The sequence below is a fragment of the Streptomyces sp. NBC_01498 genome (genome assembly GCF_036327775.1).
GTDB lineage: Bacteria > Actinomycetota > Actinomycetes > Streptomycetales > Streptomycetaceae > Streptomyces.
Genome location: NZ_CP109598.1, coordinates 4,134,264 through 4,150,458 on the forward strand (window position 1 = coordinate 4,134,264; position 16,195 = coordinate 4,150,458).

Sequence of the window (16,195 nt, forward strand, 5' to 3'; positions counted from 1 at the left end):
CGACGGCGACAGGCGACGGGAGAGACGACGGGGAGCGCCACGCGCTGTTCAGTCGTGGGTGTCCGGGCCGTCGTCAGCGAGTCCCGCCCGGAGCCGGCCGAGCCACTCCACCCCCAGCCGGCGGCCGTCGGGCAGCCGGTCGTCCCGGTCCCAGCGCCAAGTGGTGATCATCGCCAGCACGAGGAGCCGGCACATACGCAGCAACTCGGCGTCGGCAGCCGGATAGTGCGCGCCCACGTCGTCAGGCGCGTGGGCGAGGTCGAACTCGACGGGCCCTCGGCAGCACGTTTCGAGATCGATGAACAACAGTCCGCCGTCGGTGGCGAGTACGTTGCCGGGGTGCGGCTCCCCGTGCAGCGGTTGCTCGGCGGCGCCGCGCTCGGCGATCGCCCGCCCCAGCGTCCGCAACGTGTCCCCGAGCAGCCGCCGGTCCGCGTCGGCGAGCGCCGGAGTGCGGTCCCGGTCCGCCACGAGCCGCAGCGCCCGCTCGACCCGCTCGGTGAAATGCGGCAGGGGGAAATCCAGCGTGCGCATGCCGGCGTGGAGCCGCGCCAGCGCGCCCGCGTACTCGGCCGGTGTGATCTCGGGGGACGGCACGGGCTCGTAGTAGGTCCAGAACGTGACCACGAAGCCGTCCCGCTCGTAGGCGCGCGGCGCCACCCGAGGCTCCAGCGCGGCCACGGGACACCCCGTGGCGGCGAGCCGCCGGGCGAGGCCGATCTCGAACCGGGCGACCTGGTGCGCGACGGGTGCCACCTGGGCCAGGACATCACCGGGCAGCAGACGCAGGGTGACCCTGTTCGAGTCATGCAGAACGACCGCGTCGTCCACGGCCAGGCCGAGCGACCTGGCGACATCCAGCGCCACGCCCCGCGCACGTCCGCTCTCCGAACCCCGCACCGTCGCCCGGCCCCTCTCCCGTGAGCGCTGCCGCCACTGCTCCGCGTCGGACCCGCGCACCGTACCAAGCCGCCGCAGCGCCAAGCCGCCGCAGCGCCACGGCGTCGCAGCGTCACGGCGGAACGGGCGATGCGCCGTTGCCCTTACGACGCCGGCACCGGGTTGTCCGGTGAGCCCAGCCAGGCCCGTTCGCCGTCCGTGTCCAGGAGGAAGCGGCCCAACTCCGTGCGGGTGAGCCGCCGCCCCGTCCGTTCGCCGGAAGACGTCACTTCCGGTGCTCCCCGTCGCCGGGAGGCGTCGAACTGTCCTGATGGGACTGGTCGGTCGGCGACCACGGCTGACCGGGAAGCCCGTCCCCTTCACTGTTGGCGTTGGCGTTGCTGTTGCCGTGGGCGGATGGGGGGCTCGGTGCGCTGGTCACTGGTGCTCCTCCCGGAAAGGCCGGGTCTTCGTCCTGGTGCCGGTCGGGCCCCCACGTACTCCCCGGCACCTCGCCGAGGCTCGTACGGCGGACGCTGCGGGTGTTGACGTCGGCGACGCGGGCGCTGAGCAGTTCGGCCGGCGTCGGCGGCCGTACGCGGGCGGGGTCGGCGTCCCACTCCCGGCCGCCCCCGAGGGGGCGGAGCTGGAAGTTGGGCCCGAGGTGGTCCATGACGACACCGACGCGGTCGCGGACGGGGTCGTGCACGGTGTCCCCGACGCGGACTTCCTCCGCCGGTCCGGCGGCGGTCGCGGTCCGCGCCGGTGAGGGCTCCCGTACCGGCCGCGCCCCGCCTGTCACCGCGCGGTCCCGTCCACGATCACGGCGGCGAGCGCGAGGGCGACGGGCGCGGAGCAGACGCCGAGATGGACCAGGGCGTACCGCGTGTCCCGTCCGGCGTCGCTGTCGTCGGTGAGGGGCCACGGCGTCCGGACATCCATCGCGGGCAGCTGAATCCCGGCCCCGGTCAACGCCGCCGCCAGCGCGTCCCGCGCCTCGACGGCCTCCTTCATCTTGTCCGGGGGAAGGGCGCTGCTCCGCGAGGTCCGGCGGGGGAGCGGCGGCTTGGGAGTCGTCGGTGTCGTCGGTGTCATGGGGGGCTTCCTTCGGCTGGGTCAGTTGTGCGGTTCTCGTCACCTGAGGGGGCACGGTGCGCATCACCGTGCGTGAGCGGCTCACTACGAGAATGCGCCAACGGGCGAGTGTCCCAGGCCGAAAGCGATGGCTGGTTCCCTCGGGGGCGGAGCACGTTCCACACCTGCCACGAGGCGCCGGGCTTGGTCACCGGAGCGGGCCGCGGCGGAACGGCGTCAGGCCCTCCGCCGCCGCTTCTCGTGCGGGTGCTGACGGATCTCCACGTTGACGTCCGAGACCTTGGACAGGTCACCCTTCGCCCGCGCCTCACCACGTTCTCCGCCGAGCGCCTGACACACGTCACAGCCGGCGACCGGCGCCGGATCGCTCGGGAAGTTCAAGGGCAGCTCAATGGGCGGGACGGAGTACGTCGTCGGGTCGGTCATCGGTGAACCTCTCACGTCGTCCTGATGGCGTGAGACAACGCTAGGAACGCCCCGGACTCGGCGGCCAATCAGTTCCAGAAGGTTCCATATCGATCACTTGAGCGAGTCAATCGCCGAAGTGATGAGCGACCGGGCCTCGGCCCCGTGAACGGCCAGCCGTGTGAACTCCGCGAACGCCTTGAGGTATTGCCGTACCTCACTTGGCGCGGTCACATTCACGCGTGCCGTCAGCAACTCCGCTTCGGCCTGCTCCTCGTCGTACACGCTGAAGGTCTCGATCATCCACATACGACGCTCCGCCGAGAACGGGATCACACCCAGCGAGACGGACGGGAATGTCATCGCGGTCAGCAGATAGCCGAGCTGCCCGGCCATCGTGTCCGCGTCGCCGACACGATGGCGCAACACGGACTCCTCGACCACCAGGACGAAGCGGTGGTTCCCTTCCCGTACGACGCGCGCGGACCGATCCAGCCGGGCCTGGACGGCTTTGTCCACGTCGTTGGGAGTCCGATGGAATTCACTGATGGAGCGCAGCAGGGCGGTCGCGTACGACTGTGTCTGGAGCACTCCCGGAACGACATTGGCGCAGTAGGTCCGGAACACCTGAGTGCGCTCGTACAACGGGAGATAGGACTCCTGAAGCTGCCTCAGCCCGGACTGCTGAACGCGTCGCCATTCGAGATACATGGAGTCGGCCGAGCGGGCGGCGGCGATCAGGTCGGCGGCCTGGTCGACCACTCCGCAGGCGGAGCACCACGCGCGGATGTCTTCCGGCGACGGAGGGGTGACCGCGTTCTCAAGACGGGAAACCTTCGACTTGTACCAGCCGGCGCTCGCGGCGACGGCCTCGCCGGACAGACCCGCGTCTCTCCTGATCTCCCGAAGCCGGTCCGCCATGGCCTTGCGGGCCTTCTGCACGCTTGATGAGGGAGACGCGGTCATGTGTCAGTTTCGGCCCGTCAGATCCGGTAGTGCTCATGCGGTGTGGCCCGAGCCCACACCGTTTCGAAAGCAGACGCACAGAACGTCGCCACGTCAGCCCGTTCGTCCATCTCGGGACCGGCCGAACCGCCTTCGCCGGTGAAGTGATTCCACATGATCAGGTGTCCGTCGAACAGCCAGAAGTCGTTGCCCGGCAAAGCGAGTTCGGAAGCTTGACGACGGGGCAGCCACCGGACCGACTCACCGGCGGCGGCGTTCTGGTACGTGCACGCGTACTCGTAACGGATGTAGTCGCTCACGGGTTCCGAGACGACACGGGCACGGCGGAACTCCACGCCTCTCGCTGTCGCGTCACGCACCCACGTGTGGAACTCGTTCCACCACGTGCCCGGATCGGGATCGGGCCGCCAGCCGCCGCGCCACTTCTCGTACTCCGCGGCCTCCTCGCCGATCCCGTACGAGTCGCGCAGTTCAAGGTGCACGGCCGAATGAAGCGTGTTGGCCAGCAGGTCAACGAACGCCAAGTCGGTCTGCGACATCACACGCCTCCCTCAGCGCGGGCACCATACGGATCGGAAGGCGCACCACCGCTTCTGTCTCCGGGATGGGCCCGACCTCGCGGCACTGGTCCAGCAGGGCCGATCCGGCCTTCCACCCCTGAATGACGATCTCTTCCGCTTCGGTGTCCACCCACGCGGTGGGGCACTGCGCTCCGTTGGTGTTCGGGTCCTTTGCGATGAACCGTAATGCCATGATCGTCGCCACCTTCACTGGGTTCCGACTGGTTCCATGAGCGTGCCTTTCCGGAAAAGCGGCGTCAACGAGCGTGGTCCGGGCTTCGGCCAGAACACCACCTTCGGCTGGTTGTTGTCCTTTTCCTGGCGCGAGCCCCTCCATGTGAATTACCGTGCGTGATTGACCTGTTACGGGAGTGCGGAGGGCGGAGCCATGCCGACGAGACGAGTGGTCACCGGTCGCAGCAGGGAGCCTCGTGCGCGGTTCGCCGAGGAGCTGCGCTCGTTGCGCGCCGCGCGCGGCGACAGTCTGCGCCAACTTGGTGAACGGCTGGGCTGGGACTGGTCGTTGTTCGGCAAGATGGAGAAGGGCGAGACCCTGGGCGGCCCGGAGGTCGTCCAGGCGCTCGACACGTACTACGGGACACCCGGGTTGCTGCTCGCGCTCTGGGAGTTGGCGGTCAGTGACAAGTCGCAGTTCCGAGAGGGCTATCGGCGGTACATGGCGCTGGAGGCCGAGGCGACCAGCCTGTGGCACTTCGCGGTGAGCGTGCTGCCGGGGGTGTTGCAGACGGAGGGCTACGCACGGGAGTTGCTGGCTGCCGGTGGTAGCAAGGGGGAGGAGCTGACGCAGCAGGTCGAGGCGCGGATGGGTCGCCGGGAGTTGCTGGAGGGCGGGGACGTTCCTGCGTTCCGAACCATCCTGTCGGAGTCGGTACTGCGTACGCCGTTGCGAGACACGGGTGAGTGGCGGCGGCAGTTGCAGTATCTGGTTGAGGTCAGTGAACGGAACGAGGTAGCCGTTCAGTTGGTGCCGTTCAGCGCAGGCTTGCACGGTCTTACGAACGCGGATGTCATGTTCCTTCGTCTGCCTGACGGGCGTACCGTCGCATACGCGGAGAACGGCTACCGAGGCGAACTCATCGAGGAAATCGTCCCGGTTGAACGGTTGCAACTCACGTACGATTCGGTGCGCGACCTGGCGCTGTCCCGGGCCGAGTCGCGGAAGTTCTTTCTGCGCATTCTGGAGGAAGTACCGTGCGATCACGCGACCTGACCGCAGTGACTTGGCGCAAGAGCAGTTACAGCAATCAAGACGGCGGCCAGTGCCTCGAAGTCTCCGACGCCTTCACCGCCCGTGTCCCCGTGCGCGACAGCAAGAACCCTCTCGGCCCCGTCCTCGCCTTCGGCGCGCCCGGCTGGGCCTCGTTCGTTTCCGCCGTGAAGGATGGCGCCCTGGGCGCCTGATGCCTTCGCGTGTCACGCGACAAGGAGGAGCCTCGTGAGCTGGCGTAAGAGCAGTTACAGCAACTCGGACGGCGGCGAGTGCGTCGAGGTCTCCGACGAACTCGTGGACGCCCACCAGTGGCGCAAGAGCAGTTACAGCAACCAGGACGGCGGCGCGTGCCTCGAAGTCGCCGACGAGCCCGCCGCCGCTCTCGTCCCCGTGCGCGACAGCAAGAACCCCCTCGGCCCCGTCCTCGCCTTCCGCGCCCCCGGCTGGGCCACGTTCGTCCGCGCCATTAAGGAGGGCGCCCTCGGCGTCTGACTTGTCACGGCTCGTACAAATCATGCAAGCGCGCTTGATTGATTCCGCGCGCGCTGTCACTCTCTGAACCCTCGCACGCAGACAGCACTGAGAGCCGTACGCAGAGCAGCACGCACCTCAGTGCGCAGAACACCCCGCAAGGAAGACGGAGAGACCCCGTGACGCTCGTCGCGACCGCGCACGAGCGCGGTATCACCACCCTGACCATGGACGCGCCCGCCCGGCGCAACGCGTTGTCCGCCGGGCTCGTCGGGGAGTTGGCCGACGCGTTCACCAGGTGTGCCGAAGACGCGGACGTACGCGCCGTGGTGCTCAGCCACAGCGGCGGTACCTTCTGCGCGGGCGCCGATCTGAAGGAGCCGCCGAACCCGTACTCCTTCGTCGCTCTCCTCCGGCAGATCGTGGAGCACCCCAAGCCCGTCGTCGCCCGGGTCACCGGGCATGCGCGGGCCGGCGGGCTCGGGCTGCTCGGGGCGTGTGACATCGTCGTCGCGGCCAGCGGCGCGGACTTCGCCTTCACCGAGGTACGGATCGGTGTCGCTCCCGCCGTCATCTCCATGCCCCTGCTGCCCCGGATGTCGCCCCGCGCCGCCGCCCGGCACTACCTCACCGGCGAGACGTTCGGCGCGGCCGAGGCACTGAGCGACGGGCTGGTCACGGACGTGGCCGACGACGTGGACGCCGCGCTCGCACCGATCCTGGACGCCCTGCGCAAGGGTTCACCGCAGGGCCTCGCCGAGTCCAAGAAGCTGCTCACCGCGCGGGTGCTGGAGACGTTCGACCAGTACGCGGAGGACCTGGTCCAGCGCTCCGCGTCCCTCTTCGCGACGGCCGAGGCCCGCGAGGGCATGGCGGCGTTCCTCGAACGGCGGGACGCCGCATGGGTGCGGTAGCCACGCCGCCGAACGACCCCAGCACCGCCAAGGGACCCAAGCAGGACCGCAGCCGCGCCACCCGGCTCCGCCTTCTGGAGGCGGCCGTCGCGTGTCTGGCCGAGTACGGCTGGGGCGGGTCCACCGTCTCCGTCGTCGCCGAGCGGGCCGGGGTCTCGCGCGGTGCGGCGCAGCACCACTTCCCCACCCGCGAGGACCTGTTCACGGCGGCCGTCGAGTACGTCGCGGAGGAACGTTCCACCGCCCTGCGCGCCCTCGTGCCCGCCGGGCCGACCCGCCGTCGCGAGGTGGTGGAGGCGGTCGTCGCGCTCTACACCGGGCCGCTGTTCCGCGCCGCGCTGCATCTGTGGGTCGCGGCGTCCGACGAGGAGCAGCTACGTCCCCGCGTCACCGAACTCGAAGCCCGGGTCGGGCGCGAAGCCCACCGTATGACCGTGGAACTCCTCGGCGCGGACGAGTCGTTGCCCGGCGTACGCGAGACTGTGCAGGGCCTGCTGGACATGGCGCGCGGCCTGGGGCTGGCCACCCTGCTGACGGACGACAGCCAGCGGCGCGGCCGGGTCGTCGCGCAGTGGGCGACGATCCTGGACAGGGTGCTGGAGTAACGGCGGCGGGGGGCTGCGGTGGAGGTCACGGTGGAGGGCATGATCGTGATCCTCGCGGTCGGTCTGTCGTTCATGGCGGCCGGAGTGCTCTGGAAGGGGCAGGTGCGCCGGCCGTTTCTGCCGCGCCGCGCGCGGAAGGTCAAGGAGCGGCGGCTGCCCCGTGATCTGCGCCGCTCGGCCGACATGGCGATCGCGGCGGCCCGCCGCGCGGCGGCGCGCGACGAACCCGCGATCATCAGGGTGGACGACGTACTGACCCTCGCCGCCGAGCACTTCGGGCACGAAGCCGTGGACCGGGACGCGGCGGCGGGCGCGCTGCGTGAGCGGTACGAGTGGAACCGCTGTCAGGGGGACTGCGTGACCGACGCGTACGACGTCGGGAAGGCGGGATGACACGCCCCCCTCACCGGGAGGGCGGGATGACGCGGCCCCCTCACCGGGGAGCCGCGCCACTGGGAACTCGCCCCGCCCGGCGCCCGGTCAGGTCGCGATCGTGTCGTACCCCTCGATCTCGCGCGGCTCGCGCGTCCCCGGACCCACGTACCGCGCCGAAGGCCGCACCAGCCGCCCCGTCCGCTTCTGTTCCAGGATGTGCGCCGACCAGCCCGCCGTACGCGCGCAGGTGAACATGGACGTGAACATGTGCGCCGGGACCTCCGCGAAGTCCAGCATGATCGCCGCCCAGAACTCCACGTTCGTCGCCAGCACCCGGTCCGGGCGGCGCGCGTGCAGTTCCGCCAGCGCGGCCTTCTCCAGGGCCTCCGCCACCTCGTAACGCGGCGCGTCCAACTCCTTGGCCGTACGCCGGAGTACCCGGGCACGGGGGTCCTCCGCGCGGTACACGCGGTGGCCGAAGCCCATCAGCCGCTCGCCCTTGTCGAGCGCCTGCTTCACGTACGCCGTCGCGTCGCCCAGCCGCTCGATCTCCTCGATCATGCCGAGGACCCGCGACGGGGCGCCGCCGTGCAGCGGGCCGGACATGGCGCCGACCGCGCCCGACAGGGCAGCCGCGACATCCGCGCCGGTGGAGGCGATGACACGGGCGGTGAAGGTCGAGGCGTTCATGCCGTGCTCGGCCGCCGACGTCCAGTACGCGTCGACCGCCTTGACGTGCCGGGGATCGGGCTCACCGCGCCAGCGGATCATGAAGCGCTCGACCACGGACTCGGCCTTGTCGATCTCGCGCTGCGGCACCATCGGCACACCCTGGCCGCGCGCCGACTGCGCGACGTACGACAGGGCCATGACGGCCGCCCGCGCCAGGTCGTCACGCGCCGTCGCCTCGTCGATGTCGAGCAGCGGTTTGAGGCCCCAGACGGGGGCGAGCATCGCGAGCGCGGACTGGACGTCGACGCGGACGTCACCGCTGTGCACGGGGAGGGGGAAGGGCTCGGCGGCCGGCAGGCCGGGGTTGAACGCCCCGTCCACGAGCAGGCCCCACACGTTTCCGTAGGAGACGCGGCCGACCAGGTCCTCGATGTCGACTCCCCGGTAGCGGAGGGCCCCGCCCTCCTTGTCCGGTTCGGCGATCTCCGTCTCGAAAGCGACGACTCCTTCGAGTCCGGGTACGAATGCGGACATCGGGCGGCTCCTTCTGGTGTGACGGACGGGAAAGTACGCGGCTGGTCCGGAAGACGGCTTACGGCCTACGGCCCGCGGGGTCCGGTGTGTCAGAAGCTGTGGCGCCGGTACGGATCAGCGGTCGTTCTCGTACGACTCGCGGTCCGGACCGGTCATCCGCTGGGGCCTGTCCCGCGAGGACTCGCCGGACACGTCCTAGTCACGTCCTGCCCATCGCGGACATCGAATCAACCATGCCACGGGCCCGGCATATGCGGGAGGATGGGTCACGTGTCTCACACTCCGCCCGCCGGGGCCCCTGATTCCGCCGGATCCGCCGATTCCGGCGGGACCCCCGTCGCCGGGCCGGCCCCGGACCCCGCCCAGATGCGTGAGCAGTACCGCGCCGCGCCCTTTCTGGAGAGCGACCTGGCAGCCGGGCCGATGGACCAGTTCGCGCGCTGGTTCACGGACACGGTGACGGGCGGGCTGCACGAGCCGAACGCCATGGTGGTCTCCACGGCGACCCCCGACGGCCGCCCCTCGTCGCGCACGGTGCTGCTCAAGGCGTACGACGCACGGGGTTTCGTCTTCTTCACCAACTACGGTTCCCGCAAGGGCCGCGAGATCGAGGCGAACCGGTACGTCGGGCTGCTCTTCCCCTGGCACCCGCTGGCCCGGCAGGTCGTCGTCACCGGTACGGCGTCCCGCGTCGGCCGCGCCGAGACGGCGGCGTACTTCCGTACCCGCCCGCACGGCTCACAGCTCGGCGCCTGGGCCAGCGACCAGTCGCAGCCGGTCGGCTCGCGGGCCGAGCTGCTCGAACGGTACGAGGCACTGGCCGCCCGCCACCCGGCCGACGAGCCGGTGCCGGTGCCGCCGCACTGGGGCGGCATCCGGGTCGTCCCGGAGACCGTCGAGTTCTGGCAGGGGCACGAGAACCGGCTGCACGACCGGCTGCGGTACGTCCGCGAGGACGGCGGCACCGGCTGGCGGGTGGAGCGGCTCTGCCCGTGAGGCGTGAGGCGTGAGGCGTGTGGCGTGTGGCCTGGGCCTGAGGCGTGTGGTCTGGGCCTGAGGCGTGGGCCGACCGCTGGAGAACGCAGACGACCCGCGCGCTCTGGGTCCTCCGGAGAGGAGCCGGCCGGACTTACCGGCGAGCACGCGGGTCGGGTGACTGCTTGGATTGGGCCGGTGGTTCACCGGCACCGCACGAGTGCGACGACGGGCGTCAGCCCGCAGCCACCTCACTTGTCCGGATTGAAATCACTTCCGAACCACCTCCCTTCTAGTGTGCTCACCACCCTAGAAACCGGTCCGGCGCGCGACAAGTGATTTATTCGGGATTTCCACCGCACAACAATTTCCGGGAACACCGTGTGCGCTGCGTCACGTTGAAGTTCAATGATCGTAGGTGTGAACCGAGCAGGTGGCAGGGGGTGCCAAGAATGAGTGCTTCCCGGAGTGAGACCACGCGCCCGCCCGGACCGGACGGCGGTCCCGGCGCGGATCTGCTGGCCGCGCTGCTCGACGGGATGGACGCGGCCCTCTGCGCCTTCGACGCCGAGGGCGTGATCACCCACTGGAACCGCGAGGCCGAGCGGATACTCGGCTGGTCCGCCGACGAGGCCGTGGGCCGGCGCGGATTCGCCGGCTGGGCCGTGCGCAGCGCCGACGCCGACGACGTCCACGGGCGGCTGATGTCCGCGATGAGCGTGCCGGGACGGCTGGTGCACGAGTTCGCGCTGCTGCGCAAGGACGGCAGCCGGGTCCTCGTACGGACCCAGTCCGCCGGGGTGCGCGGCGCGGACGGCCGGCCCGCCGGGGTGTACTGCGCCTTCAGCGAGGTCCACGCGCAGATCGACCTGGAGCGGTCCATCGCGCTCAGCGAGGCGCTGTTCGACGACGCGCTGTGGGGCGTGGTCCTGGTCGACGTGGACCTGCGGCCCACGGTGGTGAACGGGCACGCGGCGCGCGCCCTCGGCTCGGGCCGTACGGAGCTGCTCGGGCGGCCCCTCGGTGAGCGGATCGGGCAGGGCGTGGAGGAACTGGAGGGCGCGCTCCAGCACGTACTGGCGGAAGGTTCGCCACGCGCGCTCGCCGAGCTGTGGGTGACGGTGCGGGGACCGGACGGCGCGGAGCGGCGGCGCTGCTGGCGCAGCGGCTTCCTGCGGCTGGCCTCGCCGCTCGCCGAGGAGCCGGTGCCGCTGGGTATCGGCTGGCTGTTCCAGGACGTCACGGTCGCGAAGCTCGCCGCGCAGGAGGCGGACCGGCTGCGCTTCCGCTCCAGCCAGCTGCACCGCGCGGGGCGGGCCGCCGCCGAGTGCGAGAGCCCGATGGAGGCGGCGACGGTCTGTCTGGACTTCGCGCTGGTGGGCTTCGCCGACCACGCGCTGATCGACCTGGTCCACGACGAGCCCGCCCCGCCCGCGCCGTACGGCTCCACCCCGGCCGGTGACGTGCCGCCGGCCCGGCTGGTGCGGGTCGCGGCGACGCCGGGCGGGTCCGTGGGGCCCTGCCAGCCGGTGGTGGCGGGCGGGATCCCGGTGCGCTACCGGGAGGGGCACCCGGCCCTCCAGGCGATGGCCCGGACGGGCTCGGTGCGGGCGAGCGCGCCCACCGGGGCGTCGACCACCCCGACGTGGTCGGTCTCGCGGCAGTGGCCGCCGGACGCCGTGCACGCGCTGTGCACGGTGCTGCGGAGCCGGGGCAGGACGCTCGGCGTGGTCACGTATCTGCGGGGGCCCAGCCGCCCGGCGTTCGAGCGCCCGGACGCGGTGTACGCGGAGGACGCCACGGCCCGGATGGCGGCCTCGCTGGATTTGCTACGGGCGGGAAACGGGACGCTGCCGGAGGCGTGAGGGGGCCGGGGGCCGGGGTCTGGGCGGGTGCTTCATGGGCGCCGGGGCCCGGGGCCCGGTGGTGCCGGCTGGGCTCCGCGGCTGGGGGTCTCGGCCGGGCGCCGGGGCCTGGGTGTTCGGCGGATACCCGGCTTTTCTCGGCCTCCGGCGTGGCGCCGCGCGGTTTTGGCTTGGATTCGGGGCCTTGGCTTCTTGGCGTCCGGCCTGGACCCCGATGCCTGCGCCCACGCCCCTGGCCCGTCGCTCGCGGCGCTCGGCCGGGGCACCCGGTGTTGCGCTCAGCGGGGTGCCCGGCCTTCTCGGCCTCCGGCGTGGCGCCGCGCCCGGTCTCGGCCGGGCCCCGGAGCCCTGGCTGCTCGGCGTCCGGCCCGAACGCCGGCGCCCACGCCCCCGGCCCCTCGCCCGGGGCACTCAGCCGGGGCACCCGGTCGTGCGCCCCGCCGTGCGCTCAGTGGTGGTAGAAGATCCGGTCCCCGTACTCCTCCATCACGTCCCGGTTCCACTCGTGGCCGCCGTCCACGTTGCCCGACCGCAGCATCGGCGGTTCGATGCCGCGCTCGACCAGGCCGCCCGCCGCCGTCGCCACCATCGCCTGCATCAGCGCGCTCGTCACGACGGTCGACGCGGGCGCGAACGGCGCCCCGACCCCGTCCGCCGTCAACTCCGCGTCCCCGACGGCGATCTTGCTGTCCAGGACGATGTCGGCGTGGTCCTTGAGGTACGTACCCGACGCATGCCGGGACTCCGTCTCCCGCGCGTACGCCACCGACGTGACCGCGATCACCTTGACGCCCATCGTCCGCGCCTCGACGGCCATGTCCACGGGCAGCGGGTTGCGCCCGGACAGCGAGATGATCACCAGGACGTCGCCGAACTTCAGCGGACTCGTGCGCAGTACGGCGCTCGCCAGCCCGCCCACCGTCTCCAGCGCCGAGCCGAGCGTCGCGGGGCGGACGTCGACGCCCGTCAGACCCGGCACGTTGAGGAGGTTCATGACGGCGAGACCGCCCGCCCGGTAGACGACGTCCTGCGCGGCGAGGGAGGAGTGCCCGGCGCCGAAGGCGAAGACCCGGCCGCCGGAGGCCACGGCCTCGGCGATCGCCTTCCCGGCCGCTTCGATGTTCGCGGCCTCCTCGTCGCGTACACGCTCCAGCAGACCGATCGCGGCGCCGAAGAACTGACCGGCCAGCGTGCTCTCGCTCATCGAGAGACCCTTCCGTAGGGGGCGGGGAAAGAGGGCGAACAGAGGTGGACGGGGGCGGGAAGCCCTGTGCCGCGGATCACGTTGCGGTCTGGACCTTTACGGTGTCAATACGGCTTCGCCCACGGCGTCTTCGCGTGGGGCACGGTTGTCGGTGCGATGCGTCAGTATTGAGGTCGGGGCCCACGCACGGTCGTTTTCATGTCACAGCTTCATGTCACAGCATCGAGGGGCACGTATGTCCGGACTGATTGACACCACGGAGATGTACCTCCGCACCATCCTCGAACTGGAAGAGGAAGGCGTGGTCCCGATGCGCGCCCGGATCGCGGAGCGGCTGGACCAGAGCGGGCCGACGGTCAGCCAGACCGTCGCCCGCATGGAGCGGGACGGTCTGGTGCGGGTCGCGGGCGACCGGCACCTGGAGCTGACGGAGGAGGGACGCCGGCTGGCGACGCGCGTGATGCGCAAGCACCGCCTCGCCGAGTGTCTGCTGGTGGACGTGATCGGCCTGGAGTGGGAGCAGGTGCACGCGGAAGCCTGCCGCTGGGAGCACGTGATGAGCGAGGCCGTGGAGCGGCGGGTGCTCGAACTGCTCCAGCACCCGACGGAGTCGCCGTACGGGAATCCGATCCCGGGCCTGGAGGAGCTGGGCGAGAAGACCGAGGCCGACCCCTTCCTGGACGACTCCATGGTGAGCCTGGCGGACCTGGACCCGGGCAGCGAGGGCAAGACGGTCGTGGTGCGGCGGATCGGGGAGCCCATCCAGACCGACGCCCAGCTGATGTACACGCTGCGCAGGGCGGGCGTGCAGCCCGGCTCCGTGGTGAGCGTGACGGAGTCGCCGGTCGGTGGCGTGCTCGTCGGCAGCAGCGGGGAGGCCGCGGAGCTGGACTCCGAGGTCGCCTCGCACGTGTTCGTCGCCAAGCAGTAGCGATGAGGCAGCCCCTCGGGTCCCGGGCCGCGCGGTCCGGGACCCGAGGCCCCTTGGACGGCGGTGAGGGGATGCCTGTCGAGCTGTGCCCGTCGAGCTGTGCCCGTCGGCGAACGCCGGTCGGCGAAAGCCGAGGTGGGGCGCCTGCCGCGTGGCCGGTTGATGAGGTGACGTACGCCTGTCGACGGCTGCGGAGCGTGTTCTTCCCGCGACGGAAACGTACGGAAGTCCGGCGGAACGGCAGCGGCCGGGCGATTCGCGTGCCAGGCTTGCTGAGGGGCGTATGACCTGAGGGCAGCGGTCGCGGACCTCGTCCGGGGGCCGAGGAGGGAGCGGGACTGTGCGCCTGACGCTTGCCGCCGTCGCCGCGCCGCTCGCGCCGGGGCTGTCCGCCGAGTCCGTGCCCCGGTCCGTCGCGGCGGCGATGTCCGTCGCGACCGCCGGGTCCCCGCCACCCGACGTGGCGGTGAGGTCGGCTGTGGGCGTCCCGCGTATGCGTGCCGCGCCCGTATTCGTACCCGCGCCCGCCGTACCCGTACCCGCGCCCGCCGTACCCGTACCCGCGCCCGCCGTACCCGTACCGGTGCCGGCCGTGCCCGGCCCGCCTGTCGTTCACGGTGCCCCCGCCCCCACCGCCGCGCTCCCCACTCCCGCCCCGACCGCCGTCCCGCTCCCCGTTCCCGTCCCGAGCACCGTCCCGGCGGCCGTGGGTGCCGCGTCCCGGACGGGAAGGGCCCCGGCGCTGAGCAGCGCCGGGGCCTGTCCTCCCCCCGTCCGACCCGGAGCCCCGAGCTCCCAGGGTCGGTCCTTGCGGACCCTCATCCCCGAGCGGTCCGTCCCCTGTACAAGATCTCCCCTGCGGGACTCCGGCCAATCCTCGCCCGCAGTCACTCGAACGAGCGGTGTTGAACACCAGGGCCCGCGTTTTCGAATAAGAGTTCGATAGTCTGAGGTGGTGCGACCGAGCGCACCGAGCGCACCGAACGGCACGGAATCGGGCCGGTGCCGCCGGACCCGACCAGTCAGGACCCGACGACTCAGTACCGAAGGGGGTGCCAGGAAGGATGACGCGACGCGTCGAGGTGACCGGATACGACGGGCTGCGGCTCGCGGCCTGGGAGTTCGGCGAGCGGACCGGCGAGCGGGCCGAGGCCGGGCGCACCTCCGGGGTGCTGCTGCTCCACGGACTCATGGGCCGCGCCTCGCACTGGACGACCACGGCCCGCTGGATGGCCGGGCGCCACCGGACGGTCGCGCTCGACCAGCGGGGCCACGGCCACAGCGACAAGCCTCCCGAAGCGCGGTACACCCGTGAGGCGTATGTGGCGGACGCCGAGGCGGCGGTCGAACAGCTCGGTCTCGCGCCCGTCACGCTCGTCGGCCACGCCATGGGCGCGCTCACCGCCTGGCAGCTCGCGGCCAAACGCCCGGATCTGGTCGGCGCGCTGATCATCTGCGACATGAGGGCGTCGGCGCTGGGGGCGGTGTCGCAGCGCGCGTGGGAGGACTGGTTCCGTACGTGGCCGCTGCCGTTCGCCTCGCTCGCCGACGTACGGAAGTGGTTCGGCGAGGACGATCCGTGGCTGGAACGGCCCAGTCCGGGCCGGGGCGACTTCTACGCGGAGATCATGACCGAGCGCGCCGACGGGTGGTGGCCGGTCTTCTCCCGCCGGCGGATGCTCGACTCCCGCGCGACCTGGGTGCACGACGCGCACTGGGAGGAGCTGGCGCAGGTCCGCTGCCCGACGCTGGTCGTGCGGGGCCTGGACGGCGAACTGGGCCGCGCGGAGGCGCAGGAGATGGTGCGGGTCCTGCCGCGCGGCCAGTACGCGGAGGTCCCCGACGCCGGCCATTTCGCGCACTACGACCAGCCGGTGGCCTGGCGGGCGGCGATAGAGCCGTTCCTGGACGGCGCGTTGACCCCGTAGCGCGAAGCCGTCTTCTCAGGAGTTCTCAGGAGGCGCAGCTGCCCGTCAGCCGGGTCGGGGTGATGCGGATGGTGACCCTCAACACCTCGGGCGGCAGGTCCAGATACTCCTGGCCGGCGCCGGGGCCCACGTACTTCTCGGCCAGGGTGACGGCCGTACGACGGCCGGCGTCCTCGCCGACGGCGGCCGTGCCGCGCACCTCGACGTACCGCTCCGGGTCGGCCGGGTCGAACACGCTGAGGCTGACGCGCGGTTCGCGCTCCGCGTTGGTCACCTTGCGGCGCCCGGCGGCGGAGGAGACGACCAGGTCGTCGCCGTCCGTGCCCACCCAGACGACGGACGACTGCGGGCTGCCGTCCGGGTTGATCGTGCACAGGACGGCCGGGTTGCGGCCGTCGAGGATGCTCCGGGCGGCGTCGCTCAGGGGGACAGTCATACCGGCGAGGGTAGGCCGTCCGTCCCGGGGAAGCGGCGCCGCCCGCCCGCCCGGTGGCGGGTGCCACGCGGGGCGGCGGCGGGGCCGCTCCCGCAGGCGCGGGCCGGCGCAGGCAGCCCCGCATCGGCGCCGCATCGGCGTCGGAGGAG

At 71.7% G+C, this 16,195-nt stretch carries 21 protein-coding genes; 10 read left to right on the forward strand and 11 right to left on the reverse strand.

Features of this window, described 5'->3' with window-relative positions:
* Positions 1-48: 48 nt before the first annotated feature.
* From OG875_RS17655 to OG875_RS17690, 8 genes are all read right to left on the reverse strand, one after another.
* Positions 49-900, reverse strand: coding sequence for a phosphotransferase (locus tag OG875_RS17655; RefSeq protein WP_330177787.1), 852 nt, complete (start codon positions 898-900; stop codon positions 49-51).
* 143 nt (positions 901-1,043) lie between these two features.
* Positions 1,044-1,169, reverse strand: a complete 126-nt coding sequence (locus tag OG875_RS17660; protein WP_330175182.1) for a hypothetical protein — start codon at positions 1,167-1,169, stop codon at positions 1,044-1,046.
* Positions 1,166-1,681 carry a hypothetical protein gene (locus OG875_RS17665; RefSeq protein WP_330177969.1) on the reverse strand — a complete coding sequence of 172 codons (516 nt, stop codon included), beginning with the start codon at positions 1,679-1,681 and terminating at the stop codon, positions 1,166-1,168. Before OG875_RS17665 ends, OG875_RS17660 begins: the two co-directional genes overlap by 4 nt.
* Positions 1,678-1,974: a hypothetical protein gene (locus tag OG875_RS17670; protein WP_330175183.1), complete on the reverse strand. Its 297-nt coding sequence runs from the start codon at positions 1,972-1,974 to the stop codon at positions 1,678-1,680. Before OG875_RS17670 ends, OG875_RS17665 begins: the two co-directional genes overlap by 4 nt.
* Before the next feature lie 216 nt (positions 1,975-2,190).
* Complete coding sequence (locus tag OG875_RS17675; protein WP_330175184.1) at positions 2,191-2,400, reverse strand: hypothetical protein; 210 nt, start codon at positions 2,398-2,400, stop codon at positions 2,191-2,193.
* Between the two features lie 93 nt (positions 2,401-2,493).
* A complete protein-coding gene (locus tag OG875_RS17680; RefSeq protein ID WP_330175185.1) occupies positions 2,494-3,345 on the reverse strand; it encodes a helix-turn-helix domain-containing protein in 852 nt (283 codons plus the stop codon).
* 17 nt (positions 3,346-3,362) lie between these two features.
* Positions 3,363-3,884 carry a DUF6879 family protein gene (locus tag OG875_RS17685; RefSeq protein ID WP_330175186.1) on the reverse strand — a complete coding sequence of 174 codons (522 nt, stop codon included), beginning with the start codon at positions 3,882-3,884 and terminating at the stop codon, positions 3,363-3,365.
* Positions 3,856-4,242 (reverse strand): hypothetical protein, encoded by a 387-nt coding sequence (locus OG875_RS17690; protein WP_330175187.1) that lies wholly within the window; start codon positions 4,240-4,242, stop codon positions 3,856-3,858. The genes OG875_RS17685 and OG875_RS17690 overlap by 29 nt, the downstream gene beginning before the upstream one ends.
* Positions 4,243-4,293: 51 nt before the next feature.
* Between OG875_RS17690 and OG875_RS17695 the strand changes: the two genes are divergently transcribed.
* The 6 genes from OG875_RS17695 to OG875_RS17720 all read left to right on the forward strand — a co-directional run bounded on the left by OG875_RS17695 (position 4,294) and on the right by OG875_RS17720 (position 7,519).
* Positions 4,294-5,136 (forward strand): helix-turn-helix domain-containing protein, encoded by an 843-nt coding sequence (locus OG875_RS17695; RefSeq protein ID WP_330175188.1) that lies wholly within the window; start codon positions 4,294-4,296, stop codon positions 5,134-5,136.
* Positions 5,118-5,327, forward strand: coding sequence for a DUF397 domain-containing protein (locus tag OG875_RS17700; RefSeq protein ID WP_330175189.1), 210 nt, complete (start codon positions 5,118-5,120; stop codon positions 5,325-5,327). Before OG875_RS17695 ends, OG875_RS17700 begins: the two co-directional genes overlap by 19 nt.
* Entirely contained in the window at positions 5,308-5,628 is a 321-nt protein-coding gene (locus OG875_RS17705) for a DUF397 domain-containing protein (protein ID WP_330175190.1), read from the forward strand. Before OG875_RS17700 ends, OG875_RS17705 begins: the two co-directional genes overlap by 20 nt.
* A gap of 206 nt (positions 5,629-5,834) precedes the next feature.
* On the forward strand, positions 5,835-6,521 hold the full coding sequence (locus tag OG875_RS17710; RefSeq protein WP_330177788.1) for an enoyl-CoA hydratase family protein: 687 nt from the start codon (positions 5,835-5,837) through the stop codon (positions 6,519-6,521).
* Complete coding sequence (locus OG875_RS17715) at positions 6,509-7,126, forward strand: TetR/AcrR family transcriptional regulator (RefSeq protein ID WP_330175191.1); 618 nt, start codon at positions 6,509-6,511, stop codon at positions 7,124-7,126. The genes OG875_RS17710 and OG875_RS17715 overlap by 13 nt, the downstream gene beginning before the upstream one ends.
* A 39-nt stretch (positions 7,127-7,165) precedes the next feature.
* Entirely contained in the window at positions 7,166-7,519 is a 354-nt protein-coding gene (locus OG875_RS17720) for a hypothetical protein (RefSeq protein ID WP_330175192.1), read from the forward strand.
* A gap of 87 nt (positions 7,520-7,606) precedes the next feature.
* Here OG875_RS17720 and OG875_RS17725 read toward each other — a convergent pair whose 3' ends face one another.
* Complete coding sequence (locus tag OG875_RS17725) at positions 7,607-8,707, reverse strand: citrate synthase 2 (protein ID WP_330175193.1); 1,101 nt, start codon at positions 8,705-8,707, stop codon at positions 7,607-7,609.
* Positions 8,708-9,073: 366 nt separating this feature from the next.
* Here OG875_RS17725 and pdxH point away from each other — a divergent pair, with 366 nt between their 5' ends.
* Entirely contained in the window at positions 9,074-9,703 is a 630-nt protein-coding gene (gene pdxH / locus OG875_RS17730; protein WP_330177789.1) for a pyridoxamine 5'-phosphate oxidase, read from the forward strand.
* A gap of 431 nt (positions 9,704-10,134) precedes the next feature.
* Positions 10,135-11,547: a PAS domain-containing protein gene (locus tag OG875_RS17735; RefSeq protein ID WP_330175194.1), complete on the forward strand. Its 1,413-nt coding sequence runs from the start codon at positions 10,135-10,137 to the stop codon at positions 11,545-11,547.
* Positions 11,548-11,995: 448 nt separating this feature from the next.
* Here OG875_RS17735 and OG875_RS17740 read toward each other — a convergent pair whose 3' ends face one another.
* Positions 11,996-12,751, reverse strand: a complete 756-nt coding sequence (locus OG875_RS17740) for an SIS domain-containing protein (protein ID WP_330175195.1) — start codon at positions 12,749-12,751, stop codon at positions 11,996-11,998.
* A 235-nt stretch (positions 12,752-12,986) separates the two neighbouring features.
* Here OG875_RS17740 and OG875_RS17745 point away from each other — a divergent pair, with 235 nt between their 5' ends.
* Entirely contained in the window at positions 12,987-13,682 is a 696-nt protein-coding gene (locus OG875_RS17745) for a metal-dependent transcriptional regulator (RefSeq protein WP_330175196.1), read from the forward strand.
* A 1,064-nt stretch (positions 13,683-14,746) separates the two neighbouring features.
* Complete coding sequence (locus tag OG875_RS17750) at positions 14,747-15,610, forward strand: alpha/beta fold hydrolase (RefSeq protein ID WP_330175197.1); 864 nt, start codon at positions 14,747-14,749, stop codon at positions 15,608-15,610.
* A 25-nt stretch (positions 15,611-15,635) separates the two neighbouring features.
* Here the strand turns inward: OG875_RS17750 and OG875_RS17755 are convergent, their stop codons facing one another.
* Positions 15,636-16,046 (reverse strand): PPOX class F420-dependent oxidoreductase, encoded by a 411-nt coding sequence (locus OG875_RS17755; protein WP_330175198.1) that lies wholly within the window; start codon positions 16,044-16,046, stop codon positions 15,636-15,638.
* Between the last annotated feature and the right edge of the window lie 149 nt (positions 16,047-16,195).